Below are 15,100 nucleotides of genomic sequence, written 5' to 3'. Positions count from 1 at the left end.
TTCCGTAGGAAGAAAAAAGACTTATGCGATAGGCATAAGTCTTATACAACAAAGTTTTTATTTTTAATACTGTCTACTTGACACGTATCAGTTCAGGGTTCCCTTGCTTGTGTCTTTTTTATGAATGATTTTACATAAACTTTACTTTGTAAATAATTCTTAACTCAAATCATACAGTTCTTTCATTATCTAACTTCCTTTTAAAATCAAAACACGGTATGATAAAAAGAAAGCAAGGAAGAGGGGGCAATTCTATTGGTAAATAAAATTCTTATTGTAGATGATGAAGAATCAATTGTAACCTTGTTAGACTATCATATTCAGAAATCCGGCTTTGAAACGGATGTGGCCTATTCAGGAACTGAAGGATTAAATAAAGCAAAAGCAACAAGCTACGACTTGATTGTGTTGGATTTAATGTTACCTGGTATGGAAGGCACAGAAGTTTGTAAAGCTTTACGTCTTGAAAAGATTGACACACCGATTTTGATGTTAACAGCTAAAGACGATGAATTCGATAAAATTTTAGGTCTTGAATTAGGTGCTGATGACTATTTAACAAAACCATTTAGTCCAAAAGAAGTGGTCGCTCGTATTAAAGCAATTTTAAGACGGACAAAGAAAAAAGATGATGATCAAGACACGTCTCCAAAAATTACGATTGGTGAGTTAACCATCTTCCCGGAGCAGTATGAAGCTAATTTTAGAGAGGACCTTTTAACCTTTACTCGTAAAGAGTTTGAATTGCTTTATTATCTCGCCAAACACAAAGGGAAAGTATTATCCCGTGATCAATTGTTAAGTGCCGTATGGAACTATGATTTCTCTGGTGATACTCGAATTGTTGACGTACACGTCAGTCACTTGCGAGAGAAAATTGAACCAGATACCAAGCAACCGGTTTATATTAAAACCATTCGAGGTCTTGGTTATAAAATGGAGGAACCCAAAATATGAAGCGTGAACACTTGCGATTGTTCATTTTTCAAATTTTCATAGTATCACTTTTATTTTTAGGTCTTTTACTGATTCTAACGCCACTTACCGCAGGGGGGGATCGGATCATCACTGTGCTGCTTTTAGTGGGTGTCTATATGTCAACAATCTTTCTTTTTTATCAAGTGTTCTTGAACTATATTCGACCTGTCAAAGCAATTAATGATATGGTTGATGCCTTACTTCAAGGGAACTATAAGGTACGAGCACAGGAAGGTTTTTATACAGATACGGGTAAACTACAGGCTTCAGTGAATCAATTAGCAAAGCATCTTCAAACCCTTAATCGACAAGAAAAAATGCATCATCGTCAACTGAATAGTGTGATTGAGAACATGGAAAGCGGTGTAATGTTGATTGATGGACAAGGGTTTGTCCATTTGGTGAATCGGAAATTTCTCGAACTATTTGGACGTGAAAAAATAGATGTTGAAGAGCACTTGTACTATGATGTTCTTGATCAAGAGCGTATTTATCATACCGTACAAGAAGCATTCTTGTATGAACAAACCGTTAAAGATTCGATTATTCATAAGAAAAACTTACAATCGTATTATATCGAAGTCATTGGTGCGCCGTTTTTTAATTCTTCTGGTGATTTAAGAGGTGTTGTGTTAGTCTTTCATGATATTACTGATTTAAAACGTGTAGAACAAATGCGCAAGGATTTTGTTGCTAATGTTTCACATGAATTAAGAACTCCGATTACCTCTATTAAAGGTTTTGCTGAAACGATTTTGGATGATGAGTTCAATGATCCTAACTTAGAGCGAAAGTTTTTATCAATCATCCATAAAGAGAGTGACCGGCTACAAACGTTAATTCAAGACCTATTAGATTTGTCGAAACTAGAAAAAGAAGCCTTTGATTTAACTGTTCAACCACTAATGGTGACAGAGTTGTTAGAAGAGTGTATTGACTTTGCCCGACTAGAAGCGGACAAAAAGTCGATTGCGATTGAAACTGAAATCATTCCCGATGTATCGATTAAAGGTGACTACCCATTACTCCGGCAGGTTTTTCTTAATTTGATTTACAATGCGATTAACTATACCCTTGAAAATGGGAGCATCCATGTAAGTTTAAAAGCAAATGAGAGTTGGATAAAAGTGAGTATTAAAGATAATGGAATTGGTATTCCTCAAGAAGCACTTGATCGAATTTTCGAGCGGTTTTATCGTGTTGATAAAGCTAGAAGCCGTAATACTGGTGGAACAGGACTTGGTCTGGCCATCGTAAAACATATTGTTGAAGGCCATCATGGTTTTGTCGAAGTGGAAAGCGAATTAAACAAAGGGTCTATCTTTACGGTAACCATCCCCAGAGAACAAGTGGAAATCTAAACTTGTTCTCTATTTTTATCTGTTTATCTGACCTTCCTTTCACTATTGATCAACAGCTATGCTTTTTCAATTTAAATAAAGCATGGTAAGATAGAAGTAGTCTTTTACATAAAATGCGAGATACATTTATAGATAGGAGCGTGCGATCAATGAGTAATCAAAAAAAATTAGTATTAATTGATGGGAATAGTGTTTTATATCGTGCATTTTTTGCCTTGCCATTATTAAGTAATGATAAAGGGGTTTACACGAATGCGGTATTTGGTTTTACTAAAATGCTATTGAATATTTTAGAGAACGAACAACCAACACATTTACTTGTCGCGTTTGATGCCGGAAAAACGACATTTAGACATGAGACATATAAAGAATATAAAGGTGGCCGTCAAAAAACGCCGCCAGAATTAAGTGAACAATTCGCGATTGTTAGAGAACTTCTCGATGCGTTTTCAATTAAACATTATGAACTTGACCAATACGAGGCAGATGACATCATCGGTACATTATCAAAACAGGCAGAAACAAAGGGAATCGATGTCCGTGTTATCACGGGTGATAAAGATATGTTGCAACTTGTTTCTGAGAAGACCTTCGTCCAGTTGACGAAAAAAGGCATAAGCGAAACAGCAGTGTATTCACCAGAAGCGTTAACAGAAGCTTATCAATTAAATCCAGATCAAATTATTGATATGAAAGCGCTAATGGGCGACGCTTCCGATAATATTCCTGGTGTGCAAGGTGTCGGAGAGAAAACAGCAATTAAATTATTGAAACAATTTGAAACGCTAACGAACCTATATGATCATTTAGATGAAGTCAGTGGTGAAAAACTACGTGAAAAACTTACCCGGGATAAAGAAAATGCGTTTATGAGTCAAAAGCTTGTAACGATTAATCGGGCGTCGCCTGTGACGATCGATATAACTGAGAGTCGTTTTAATGGTTATGAAAACAATCAAGTGCACCAGCTTTTTAAAACGCTCGGCTTTCAATCTCTTTTAAGTAGCGTAGCTACAGATGAAGTTGTCGAACAAGAACCTTTAAAGCAAATGGAAGTTATTTTGCCCCATGCGTTTAATGATGTTGACCTAACTAATAAAATGAGTCTAGTGGTCGATTTTCTAACCGAACAATACCATACTGATGCTTTATTAGGCATTGGAATAAGTAATGGAGAACAGACCTATTACTTAACCAAAGAACAAGTGATGACAGATGAAGGGTTTAAAGCATGGGCTGCTGATGAGACAAAGAAAAAGGTAACTTTTGATGCGAAGAAAGTCTGGGTTGCGTTAAAACGGTTAGACATAGAAATTAAAGGCATTAGCTTCGATCTATTATTAGCATCTTACTTGGTCAATCCATCCGATAACAGTCATGATATTCCTGCAATTGGCTCACGTTTCAATTATAATGATGTGCATTATGATGAAGAAGTCTATGGTAAGGGTAAAAAACTAACAGCACCCGCACAAGAGCAGTTAGCAGAGCATATCGCAAGAAAAGCTAAAGCGGTCCATGTATTAGAAATACCTGTAACTAAGGCCCTAAAAGAAAACCAACAAGAAGAGCTATTTAATACGTTAGAGCTCCCATTAAGTTTAATTCTAGCTGAAATGGAAGCCACAGGAGTAAAAGTTGATCAAGCTAAATTAGAAGAGATGCAGAAAGATTTGGCAGGTAGAATTGCTGAATTGGAAACCGATATTTATGAAATTGCGGGTGAGACCTTTAACTTAAACTCGCCAAAACAATTAGGCGTGGTCTTATTTGAGAATCTGGAGTTACCGGTGATTAAAAAAACGAAAACTGGCTATTCAACAGCTGCCGATGTGTTAGAGCAACTGAAAAACAAACACCCGGTCATTGAAAAAATACTCTTATACCGTCAACTTCAAAAATTGCAGTCCACGTATTTAGAAGGCCTGTTAAAAGTTATTCATGCTGATGGGAAAATTCATACCAGGTTTAATCAAGCGTTAACTCAAACCGGTCGACTTAGTTCAACTGATCCTAATTTGCAGAACATTCCTATTCGACTAGAAGAAGGAAGAAAAATCAGAAAAGCATTTGTGCCAAGTGAACCTGGATGGAAAATATTCGCTTGTGACTACTCACAAGTCGAATTACGCGTACTGGCCCATATTGCTAAAGATGAAAAACTCACACAAGCCTTTAAAGATGGTAGAGATATTCACACCCAAACCGCTATGGATGTCTTCCATGTCGAAGAAGGTGAAGTGGATAGCCTGATGCGACGCCAAGCAAAAGCTGTTAACTTTGGCATTGTTTACGGTATTAGTGATTACGGTCTTTCACAAAACCTAGGCATCACTCGAAAAGAAGCAAAGGCATTCATTGAGCGCTATTTTACGAGTTATCCAGGGGTAAAACAGTACATGGATGATATTGTGACTGAAGCGAAACAACAAGGATACGTAACGACACTGATGCAACGCCGTCGCTACTTACCCGATATAACGAGCCGGAATTTTAATCAACGGAGCTTTGCGGAACGTACTGCAATGAATACACCGATTCAAGGTAGTGCTGCTGATATAATAAAAAAAGCAATGATCGATTTAAATCAGGCACTTAAGGAAGAACGATTATCGGCACGCGCACTCTTACAAGTACATGATGAGCTCATTATTGAAGCGCCAGAAGAAGAAATCAAACGCTTAAAAGTTCTTGTTCCTAAAGTTATGGAGCATACGGTAGCACTTGATGTTCCTTTAAAAGTTGATTATGCCCACGGTAATACGTGGTACGATGCAAAATAAAAAAGTGAGGTTGTTGTATGCCAGAATTACCTGAAGTAGAAACGGTTAGACGAACGTTAGCCCATTTAGTCATTGGAGAAACGATTACGATGGTAGACGTTTTCTTTGCTAAAATAATTAAAAAACCAAATGATGTTGACCAATTTAAACAAGCTTTAGTTGGGCAAACAATTCGTGCGCTTAAACGAAAAGGGAAATTTTTGATGATCGAATTGGATGATTATGATTTGATTTCGCATTTACGGATGGAAGGGAAATACACCGTAGAAGAAGCGCGAATGCCTGTTGATAAACATACGCATATTATCTTTGGATTTAAATCGGGGAAAACACTTCGCTATCATGATGTTCGTAAATTTGGTACGATGCATCTCTTTGGTAAAGGGGAAGCAGCGGATGCGCTGCCGTTACGCCAAGTCGGTTATGATTTATACCTTGATCAAATAGATGAAGATTGGGTTTTTGAAAAGATTACGGCATCAACTCGAGCAATTAAGAACATTTTACTTGATCAAACAATTGTTGCTGGGTTAGGGAATATTTATGTAGATGAAACATTGTTCAAGTCGAAAATTCACCCATTGACTAAAGGCCTGACCCTCTCTAAAGTTGAGGTTTTACGTATTCTAGATATGGCGAAATTGACGATTGATGAAGCGGTTAAACAAGGGGGAACTTCAATTCGCAGTTACGTTGACGCGAAAGGTGATATGGGTATGTTTCAGCAAACGCTCCATGCATATGGACAAACCGGAGAACCCTGTTCGGTATGTGAACATCCTATAGAGAAAATGAAACTTTCTGGTCGAGGTACACACTTTTGTCCAGTTTGTCAAAAAGAAAAGAATGACAGTGTGAGGAGTTGAAATAGGTGACAAAGGTAATCGGATTAACGGGGAGTATCTCAACAGGGAAAAGCACCGTGTTGTCGTTTTTTAGAGAAAAGGGTGTACCGATCGTCGATGCTGATTTAATTGCTAGAGAGGTCGTCGAACCAGGAGAAAAGACGCTCAAGCAAATAGAGCAGACTTTTGGAGATGATGTTTTATGTCCGAATGGAACATTAAATCGAAAGAAATTAGCTGCGCTTATTTTTGAAGACCCAAAAAAACGTAACGCCTTGAACCAAATCACGCATCCAGCGATCATCGAACGTTTGATCCAACAACGTGATTATTGGGTTGAGCAAGAGGTGCCGATCGTCGTTTTAGATATTCCACTTCTTTATGAAAATGATTTGGAACATTTGGTAGATAAGGTGCTTGTTTCGTATACAAGACCGGCACGCCAATTGGAACGATTAATGGCAAGAGATGACCTGACTCACGCTGAAGCGAAAAAGCGAATTAACGCGCAACAGCCGATCGAAATGAAACAAGAATGGGCTGATTATGTACTTAACAACAGTTTTGAACGGAAAGATACGAAAGAGCAGTTTGAGCGATTATACGCGGAATTACTAGCGACATGAGGGAGTATTTTGCAATATAGATGGAAAAGTAGATGATGGAAACGGAGAAAAAATCTTGCCAAATACGGCGTTTAGTTATATACTTTTCCTACACGTGCATTTTGAAGTATGTACAGAAAAACTTGTATGAAGATGTGCTGTTGATTGCTTAAAGGGTTAGGACCTCTTTGGACTAACTTTCCCCCGTGGCAATGTTAGTAGCTTACATTTTTAAATTTTAGAAATAGGGGGAGTGTTGAATATGGACACAATGGGTAGACACGTTATAGCTGAAATGTGGGATTGTGATAGTGATATATTAAACGATATGGGAAAAATCGAACAAATTTTTGTTGATGCAGCATTAAAAGCTGGGGCAGAGATTCGTGAAGTTGCTTTTCATAAATTTGCACCACAAGGTGTGAGTGGTGTGGTAATTATTTCGGAATCACACTTAACAATTCATAGTTTTCCAGAACATGGTTATGCAAGTATTGATGTTTATACGTGTGGCGATATCATCGATCCAAACGTTGCCTGTGATTACATTGCTGAGAGCTTAAATTCAAAAAAATTAGAAAAAGTAGAAGTGCCGCGTGGTCTTGGACCAATCCAAATCCCACAAGAAGAAGCACAATAATATAGTTTGCCCCCTCTATCTATAAGATAGAGGGGATTTTTCAAATTATTTAACAGTCGATTGGCTTAAGCAATCATGCAATTTAGCACTTGATATCGTTTTCTCAACAGAAACATGTTAAAATGGTGAAGGATACGTAAAAAAAGAAAATTTGATGAGGTGTAATCATGGGATTTAAACAAACATGGAATAAATTTTTCAACAATCACTCAGAAACGTCAGAAAAACACTGGGATAAAGATCTCCAAAGCAGATATTATAAAACAACAAAAGATCGTGCTTTTGATGCAGTAACACAGTACTTTAAGCGTCAACCTAATTGTGAAGTGAAGGCAACATCGCATGACCACGGTGAGATTACGGTAAATTATAAAGGGAAACGTCGTGCTTTTGTTGTTGCGACTGTGATTATGGTTAAACCGATGCAGACATCTGTGGATTTGTCTGTCACAACCGAGGGTGGTTTATTTGACTTAGGTTTTAGTCATAAATTAATCACAAAGTTTTATCAAGATTTACAAAAGGAAATGAATGAAATAAAAAAATAGTTTGATGATAACGAGAACGTGTGAAGACGAGAGGAATGTTTAAGTATGAAATGTCCAAATTGTCAAGATAAGCATACCCGAGTACTTGACTCCAGACCGATAGAAGACAATCAAGCAATCAGAAGGCGACGTGAATGTGAAAATTGTGCCCATCGCTTTACCACCTTTGAACGGGTCGAGGAAATGCCGCTCATTGTCGTTAAAAAAGAGGGTGTTCGTGAGACGTTTAGCCGTGATAAATTAATCAGAGGATTAATGAAATCGTGTGAAAAACGTCCTGTCTCACATGATCAGTTAGAATCGCTAGCACTTGATGTTGAACGAACGCTACGTAACAGAGGCGTCGCAGAAGTTGAAAGCAAAGACGTAGGTGAACTGGTTATGGATGGTTTAGCTGCGATTGATGAAGTAGCTTATGTTCGTTTTGCATCCGTCTATCGTCAATTTAAAGATATAAATGTCTTTTTAGATGAACTGAAAGATATAATTCATCAAACAGATGCTAACAAAAATGAGCCTAAATAGGCTCATTTTTAATCGTTTCAAAACGAAAGCAGGTTGTTTTTTTAAAACCGTTTAATGAAATTTTTCTTAAAATTCGTTACAATAAGGTTATTATATATTTACATGAGAGAGGAAATTGTTATGCACCGTTCAATTGGTAAAATTCTTCCGGCAGATGGGTACCGGACTAAAAAGAATTTTGTGTTATCCCATGATGAATACGAAGCGATTTATCAGTTGTATCAACCAATCATTGGATTAGATGCGGTGAGTTTATATGTCACGTTATTTCACCAAATTGCTTTTCACACGCAACACTCGCACCATTATTTGATGCAAATGTTGAACTTACCACTCGACCGTATTTACGATGCGCGTTTGAAATGTGAAGCAATCGGGTTGATGGATACCTATCGGACGGAAGATGAACAGATGACTTGTTACGATTTTGAGTTGCATCAACCACTAACGCCGATTAAATTTGTGCACGATGATTTACTAAGCCAAATGTTATATCACCAAATTGGTAAATCAAAGTTCCATTCATTGAAAGAACAAATTTTAAACAATCAAGGCATTGAACTAACAGGCGATGTCATTACTGCAAATTTTATTGATGTTTTTAGTAATCGTGAAGCTTATCATGATAAAGAAGCAAACGTTACTGAATCAGAAATTGATCTACCAGATAGTCGTATTGAGATGGAAACAGTGCTTGATTTTGATTGGTTAAGGGATCAAATGAAAACACGCATGCTACCCATTGAGGCTATTTTCACACGCGACAATATGCAATTAATTAATCATATGGCGGTTCTTTATTCATTATCAACCACGGAAGTTGAAAAGATACTCCAGTGGTCGATTGATAGTGATCACCGATTAGATCGTGAAGCATTTAAAGAAGCCTGCTTGGATGCTGTTGATATCAAACCCTCCAAAAAACAAGTCATTACACAACGTGATCGTCTGAAACAAAGCTCGAATGAATCGGACGTAAAAAAGTCAAAACGCGAACGTTATATCGAGCAAATGAAAACCATTAGCCCGAAAGATTTACTGGAAGACTTGTCTAATTCACGCACGGCTTCGACTCAAGACTTAAAAATGATTGCAGGTATTATGGATCAACATAATTTATCAGGTGGGGTTATGAATGTCTTGATTCACTATGTAATGATCAAGACAGATATGAAACTGACAAAGGCATACCTTGAAAAGATTGCGAGTCATTGGTCTAGAAAACAAGTGAAAACGGTTGAAGCAGCGATGAGGCTTGCTAAGGAAGAACATGAAAAATATCAAGAGTGGGATAAGGGCAAAAAACGCAGCTATCAAAAACCAGGCTCTAAGCGGGAAGTTGTCCCAGAATGGTTTAAAAAACAAAAAGAAACACAAGCTAAAAAACAAACAACGCAAGCTTCACCTAAAACGGCAGAAGATGTGTCGGCTTCAGATGACGTTGATCAGTTACTAAAAGCCTATAAAGAAAACAAGCAAAGATAGGGGTGAAGAGATGGAATCTATTGAGCAGTCACTCAAAAAGTGGATGAACGAGAACGAATCCTTTCAAGAGGTTTATCAAAAGATGAAACAAGAGGTATTAAAAGATCCTGATGTCGTTGCGTTCATTCAAGCACATGAGGAACTAGATCAACAGGCAGTTGACCGACAACTAATGAAACTGTACGAATTTCATTCCCAGAATAAAGACTGTGGCAACTGTCCCGATAAGGGTTGTAAAAATAATATTTTACCAGGGTATAAGCCGAAACTTGAGGTTGTTGGTGATACGATTCATCTCACCTATGAAAAATGTCTTTATACATTACAACAAGAAGCACAGAAGAAACGCCATGCCAAAGTGAAAAGTTTATACATGCCGAAAGACATTCTAGAAGCAAAAATCACTGCGATTGACAGTTCAAGCCCTGACCGACATGATGCAATTAAGCGTGTTGTTCGTTATGCCCAAAGTATTGATCAAGGTGTATCAGAAAAAGGTTTATATTTTCACGGTCCTTTTGGTGTAGGGAAGACGTATTTTTTAGGTGCGTTAGCAAATGAATTTGCGGATCGAAATATTGAAACCATGCTAATTTATATGCCGGAATTTGTGCGTGAAATTAAATCATCGTTTAAAGACGATTCCGTTAGTGAGAAGGTTGAAGCGTTTAAAAAAGTTAAGGTATTGATGATTGATGACATTGGTGCCGAATCCTTATCAAGCTGGTTTAGAGATGAAGTATTAGGTTCTATTTTGCAATACCGGATGATGGAAGGCCTTCCAGTGTTCTTCAGTTCTAATTATGATTTACGACAATTAGAGAAACATCTTGCACAGAACTCAAAAGGTGATATTGAAGAGTTAAAAGCAGGCCGAATTATTGAACGAATTAAGCAGGTCAGTAGTCCGGTATTGATTGATGCAGAAAACCGTCGTGAGAATTAATCTAATTCACTCTTGATTTTTTAAAAGGTTAGGCATATAATTACACACATATTCATAATAAAAAGTAATGATGAGGATAAAAGTGTTGGATAGTCGTTCTAAAAGAGAAGAAAACAGTTGCTGAAAGTTTTCTGAACGTCACCGATAACTTACCACCTCTAAACTCCACTTCTGAATCAAGTAAGATGTTGGCGGTTGACCTCCCGTTATGAGGTGTAATGAGCCAAATGTTTAACCATTTGGGAATTAGGGTGGAACCACGAGCTAACGCTTGTCCCTTTGCTGATGATGCAGAGGGATGAGCGTTTTTATATTGGCTAAAATCATCGTGCTTTAAACTAACAAAGGAGTGAATAAAAATGAATGAAGAGTTAAATTTAACATTTCCAGATGGCAACGTAAAGCGTTTCCCGGCAGGTACAACAGGTGAAGACGTTGCTCAATCCATTTCACCGGGACTCAAAAAACAAGCCTTAGCAATCAAACTAGATGGTGAATTTATCGATTTGCGTCGACCTATCCCAGCAAGTGGTACAATTGCAATTGTAACCTCAAGAGATAATGAGGGATTAGAAATCATGCGCCACTCAACGGCACACTTGATGGCACAAGCAGTTAAACGTCTGTTTGGTGAGAATGTAAAATTGGGTGTAGGTCCTACCATTGAAGAGGGCTTTTATTATGATATTGATATGGAACACGCCCTTACACCTGAAGACTTACCGAAGATTGAAAAAGAAATGAAACGAATTGTAGATGAAAATCTTGAAATTAAACGCGTTGAAGTAACGCGTGATGAAGCTTATCGTCGTTTTGAAGCCATTGGTGATAACTTGAAATTAGAGTTACTTGAAGCAATCCCGGAAGACGAGACAGTGACCATATATGAACAAGGTGAATTCTTTGATTTATGTCGTGGGGTACATGTACCACAAACAAGTAAAATTAAAGTCTTTAAATTACTAAGTATTTCAGGCGCTTACTGGCGTGGAGATAGCAATAATAAAATGTTGCAACGTATCTATGGTACGGCATTCTTCAAAAAAGATGCCTTGGATGAATACTTGCATATTTTAGAAGAACGTAAAGAACGTGATCATCGTAAGTTAGGTAAAGAGCTTGAGCTATTTACCGTTTCACAAAAAGTTGGCCAAGGCTTGCCATTGTGGCTACCAAAAGGTGCTACTATTCGTCGCGTCGTCGAACGTTACATTGTTGATTTGGAAGAACGTTTAGGTTATGACCATGTCTACACGCCGGTATTAGGTAGCGTGGAACTATATAAAACAAGTGGACACTGGGATCACTATAAAGACGATATGTTCCCAACATTAGAAATGGAAAATGAAGATTTAGTTCTCCGTCCGATGAACTGTCCACACCACATGATGGTTTATAAAAACCAACTATATAGCTACCGTCATTTACCTGTACGTATTGCTGAACTAGGTATGATGCACCGCCATGAAATGTCTGGGGCATTGGCAGGACTGCAACGCGTTCGTGCGATGACTTTAAATGACGCACATATTTTTGCCCGTCCAGATCAACTAAAAGAAGAATTTATTCGTGTAGTTGAGTTAATCCAACATGTGTATCGTGACTTCGGACTAGATGATTATTCGTTCCGTTTATCTTATCGTGATAAAGAGAATAAAGAGAAATATGTAGATAATGACGAGATGTGGGAAAAAGCACAATTCCTACTTAAAGAAACAATGGAAGAAATGGAATTGGATTATGTCGAAGCGGAAGGTGAAGCTGCCTTTTATGGTCCGAAACTTGATGTGCAAGTGAAAACAGCGCTTGGTAAAGAAGAAACCCTATCAACTGTTCAACTTGATTTCCATTTGCCTGAACGGTTTGACTTAACGTACGTTGGTGAAGATGGTAAAGACCATCGTCCTGTTGTGATTCACCGTGGTGTTGTCTCAACAATGGAACGCTTTGTCGCCTTTTTGATCGAAGAATATAAAGGGGCTTTCCCAACGTGGTTAGCACCAGTACAAGCCCGGATTATTCCAGTTTCTAATGATATTCATTCAGCATATGCGAAAGAGTTAGAAGATCATCTCCGGATGCAAGGCTTCCGGGTAGAACTCGATGTGCGAGATGAGAAAATGGGTTATAAAATTAGAGAAGCACAAACCGAAAAAATTCCATTTGCGTTAGTTGTTGGTGATAAAGAAATGGAAGAGGACGCTGTAAACATTCGTCGTTACGGTGAGCAGAAATCTGAAACATTGTCTAAAGCTGCGTTTGTGGAACTGATGAAGAAAGAGATTGAAGAAAAGTCACAAAAGAAAGCGTAAACCTATCGATGTAAATGAATCGAAATGCATAAATACTAACAACCAGGCCTTAGGGTCTGGTTTTTAGTTTAGCTAAAAATCAAAAGGATTTATCATAACGTGTGTAGAAGGTTAAATTATAGGGTAATTATATCTATAGTATCAGTGTAATTAAAATACAAAGGAGTGAGTAATGGATGAAGTATCGTTATTTAGGTAAAAGTGGTCTTCAAGTCAGTGAATTAGCGCTCGGAAGTTGGTTAACATACGGCAAGTCTGTGGGAGATTCAACAGCAGAGGCTTGTATTGACACGGCTTATGAGCATGGCATAAATTTCTTTGATACAGCTAATGCTTATGAAGCGGGAGAAGCAGAGCGTGTCCTCGGTAAATCATTGAAAAAGTACGATCGAAGTTCGCTAGTCGTTGCGACAAAGGTATTCTTTCCAATGGGAGAAGGTGTTAACGAACGGGGGCTATCGCGAAAGCATATTATTGAACAGTGTGATAAAAGTTTACAACGTTTAGGTATGGACTATGTTGATTTATACCAATGTCACCGTCCAGATCCGAATGTTCCTTTAGAAGAAACGATGCGTGCACTGGATGACCTTGTTACCCAAGGGAAGGTATTGTATACAGGTGTGAGTGAGTTTCAGCATCAAGAATTAGCGCAAGCACAATCAATTAACCAGGCATTGAATTTGCATCCACTTATCTCAAATCAACCGATTTATAACATGATTGAGCGTTATATTGAAAAAGATGTGATTGATAAAGGATGGCAAGAAGGAATTGGACAAGTTGTGTTCTCCCCACTTGCTCAAGGCGTGCTCACCGGAAAGTATAAAGCAGATGCTGCACCACCGGAAGATTCAAGAGCAGCTAATGATGAAACGAATGTTGTGTTGAACAGTTATTTTGATCCACGGGTCTTAAAAGTTGTTAAGCGTTTGAAAAAACTAGCTGAAAGTGAAGGGTATACAACTGCACAACTTGCTTTGGCGTGGATATTACGTAAAAAAGAAGTCGCTTCAGCAATTATTGGAGCAAGTCGACCAAGTCAAATTACAGAAAATATAAAAGCGGTTGACATTGAACTCTCAAGTGATATACTAACTGAGGTTGAAACAATCTTATTACCGATTCGGGATTTTCATCCGATGCGATAGAGTCAGAGACTGGGAAGGAAACTTATCTTAAGGTTTTCTTCCTGGTTATTATCGAACTCACTTGACATGGTGATGTAATGGTGTTATGATTGTATGAGTGAAATTGAATATGATCTTAAGACAAGTAGAGGCACCCGCTTCTCGCCTGTTCGACACAGTACGTAGTTGCCAGGTTACAAATGATTCTGATTAAAGATGACAGGATATGTGTGGGTGCATTATGTACCGACGCTTTTTTTATGTCTTCAATAACTTGAGGCATCTGTATGTCTTATAGAAATTAACAAGCTTGTCAATTGACCATTGGAGACGGTCAGGTTGCGTTAAAGGCGACCGGTCATAATTCATGACGCTTTTAAAAAATCTCGGAGGTGGATGATTATTAGCAAAGATATGAATGTCAATGAGAATATTCGGGCACGTGAAGTTCGACTTATTGATTCTAATGGAGATCAACTTGGTGTTAAGTCTCGTCAGGAAGCTTTAGAAATCGCAGCAAATCGTAATTTAGATTTAGTACTTGTTGCCCCTAATGCTAAACCGCCAGTAAGCCGAATCATGGATTACGGTAAGTATCGTTTCGAGCAACAAAAGAAAGAAAAAGAAGCGCGTAAGAATCAAAAAGTTATTAATGTTAAAGAGGTACGCTTAAGTCCAGGTATCGAAGAGCATGATTTCAATACGAAGCTTCGCAATGCGCGTAAGTTTTTGGAAAAAGGCGATAAAGTAAAAGTATCGATCCGATTCCGTGGCCGTGCCATTACCCATAAAGATTTAGGTCGGAAAGTTCTTGAGCAAATGGCTGAAGAATGTAAAGATTTATCAACAGTTGAGCAAAAAGCTAAAATGGACGGGCGTAGCATGTTCTTAATGCTTGCACCAGTCAATGAAAAATAAGCTTTAATTTATATGCTTTTAAGG

The 15,100-nt window shown here is 38.0% G+C and carries 13 protein-coding genes and 2 other annotated features; all 13 genes read left to right on the top strand.

Annotated elements, in window-relative coordinates; genetic code table 11:
* The first annotated feature begins 255 nt into the window (after nucleotides 1-255).
* The 13 genes from DES38_RS08185 (at nucleotide 256) to infC (ending at nucleotide 15,076) form a co-directional block, all read left to right on the top strand.
* On the top strand, nucleotides 256-957 hold the full coding sequence (locus DES38_RS08185) for a response regulator transcription factor (protein ID WP_110251624.1): 702 nt from the start codon (nucleotides 256-258) through the stop codon (nucleotides 955-957).
* Nucleotides 954-2,339: a two-component system histidine kinase PnpS gene (pnpS, locus tag DES38_RS08180; protein ID WP_110251623.1), complete on the top strand. Its 1,386-nt coding sequence runs from the start codon at nucleotides 954-956 to the stop codon at nucleotides 2,337-2,339. The genes DES38_RS08185 and pnpS overlap by 4 nt, the downstream gene beginning before the upstream one ends.
* Nucleotides 2,340-2,488: 149 nt before the next feature.
* The gene (gene polA / locus DES38_RS08175) at nucleotides 2,489-5,122 is read left to right on the top strand and encodes a DNA polymerase I (protein ID WP_110251622.1); all 2,634 of its coding nucleotides are present in this window, start codon (nucleotides 2,489-2,491) and stop codon (nucleotides 5,120-5,122) included.
* 17 nt (nucleotides 5,123-5,139) lie between these two features.
* Complete coding sequence (mutM, locus tag DES38_RS08170) at nucleotides 5,140-5,988, top strand: DNA-formamidopyrimidine glycosylase (RefSeq protein WP_110251621.1); 849 nt, start codon at nucleotides 5,140-5,142, stop codon at nucleotides 5,986-5,988.
* A gap of 5 nt (nucleotides 5,989-5,993) precedes the next feature.
* The gene (gene coaE, locus DES38_RS08165) at nucleotides 5,994-6,593 is read left to right on the top strand and encodes a dephospho-CoA kinase (protein WP_110251620.1); all 600 of its coding nucleotides are present in this window, start codon (nucleotides 5,994-5,996) and stop codon (nucleotides 6,591-6,593) included.
* Between the two features lie 241 nt (nucleotides 6,594-6,834).
* Nucleotides 6,835-7,212 carry an adenosylmethionine decarboxylase gene (gene speD, locus DES38_RS08160; protein WP_342767370.1) on the top strand — a complete coding sequence of 126 codons (378 nt, stop codon included), beginning with the start codon at nucleotides 6,835-6,837 and terminating at the stop codon, nucleotides 7,210-7,212.
* A gap of 167 nt (nucleotides 7,213-7,379) precedes the next feature.
* A complete protein-coding gene (locus DES38_RS08155) occupies nucleotides 7,380-7,760 on the top strand; it encodes a DUF1499 domain-containing protein (RefSeq protein WP_110251618.1) in 381 nt (126 codons plus the stop codon).
* Between the two features lie 45 nt (nucleotides 7,761-7,805).
* Nucleotides 7,806-8,285, top strand: a complete 480-nt coding sequence (nrdR, locus tag DES38_RS08150) for a transcriptional regulator NrdR (protein WP_110251617.1) — start codon at nucleotides 7,806-7,808, stop codon at nucleotides 8,283-8,285.
* Nucleotides 8,286-8,405: 120 nt separating this feature from the next.
* On the top strand, nucleotides 8,406-9,770 hold the full coding sequence (locus tag DES38_RS08145) for a replication initiation and membrane attachment family protein (RefSeq protein ID WP_110251616.1): 1,365 nt from the start codon (nucleotides 8,406-8,408) through the stop codon (nucleotides 9,768-9,770).
* Nucleotides 9,771-9,780: 10 nt separating this feature from the next.
* Complete coding sequence (dnaI, locus tag DES38_RS08140) at nucleotides 9,781-10,716, top strand: primosomal protein DnaI (protein WP_110251615.1); 936 nt, start codon at nucleotides 9,781-9,783, stop codon at nucleotides 10,714-10,716.
* A gap of 58 nt (nucleotides 10,717-10,774) precedes the next feature.
* Nucleotides 10,775-10,998: a binding site (T-box leader), on the top strand.
* Between the two features lie 77 nt (nucleotides 10,999-11,075).
* Nucleotides 11,076-13,028 carry a threonine--tRNA ligase gene (gene thrS / locus DES38_RS08135; RefSeq protein WP_110251614.1) on the top strand — a complete coding sequence of 651 codons (1,953 nt, stop codon included), beginning with the start codon at nucleotides 11,076-11,078 and terminating at the stop codon, nucleotides 13,026-13,028.
* A 176-nt stretch (nucleotides 13,029-13,204) separates the two neighbouring features.
* The gene (locus tag DES38_RS08130) at nucleotides 13,205-14,179 is read left to right on the top strand and encodes an aldo/keto reductase family protein (protein WP_110251613.1); all 975 of its coding nucleotides are present in this window, start codon (nucleotides 13,205-13,207) and stop codon (nucleotides 14,177-14,179) included.
* 116 nt (nucleotides 14,180-14,295) lie between these two features.
* Nucleotides 14,296-14,423 (top strand) — a sequence feature (ribosomal protein L20 leader region).
* Between the two features lie 131 nt (nucleotides 14,424-14,554).
* Nucleotides 14,555-15,076: a translation initiation factor IF-3 gene (gene infC, locus DES38_RS08125; RefSeq protein ID WP_211305845.1), complete on the top strand. Its 522-nt coding sequence runs from the start codon at nucleotides 14,555-14,557 to the stop codon at nucleotides 15,074-15,076.
* The last annotated feature ends 24 nt before the right edge of the window (nucleotides 15,077-15,100 follow it).

The sequence above is a fragment of the Streptohalobacillus salinus genome (genome assembly GCF_003201605.1).
Lineage (GTDB): Bacteria > Bacillota > Bacilli > Bacillales > Amphibacillaceae > Streptohalobacillus > Streptohalobacillus salinus.
This window is presented reverse-complemented; position numbering and strand designations above follow the sequence as displayed.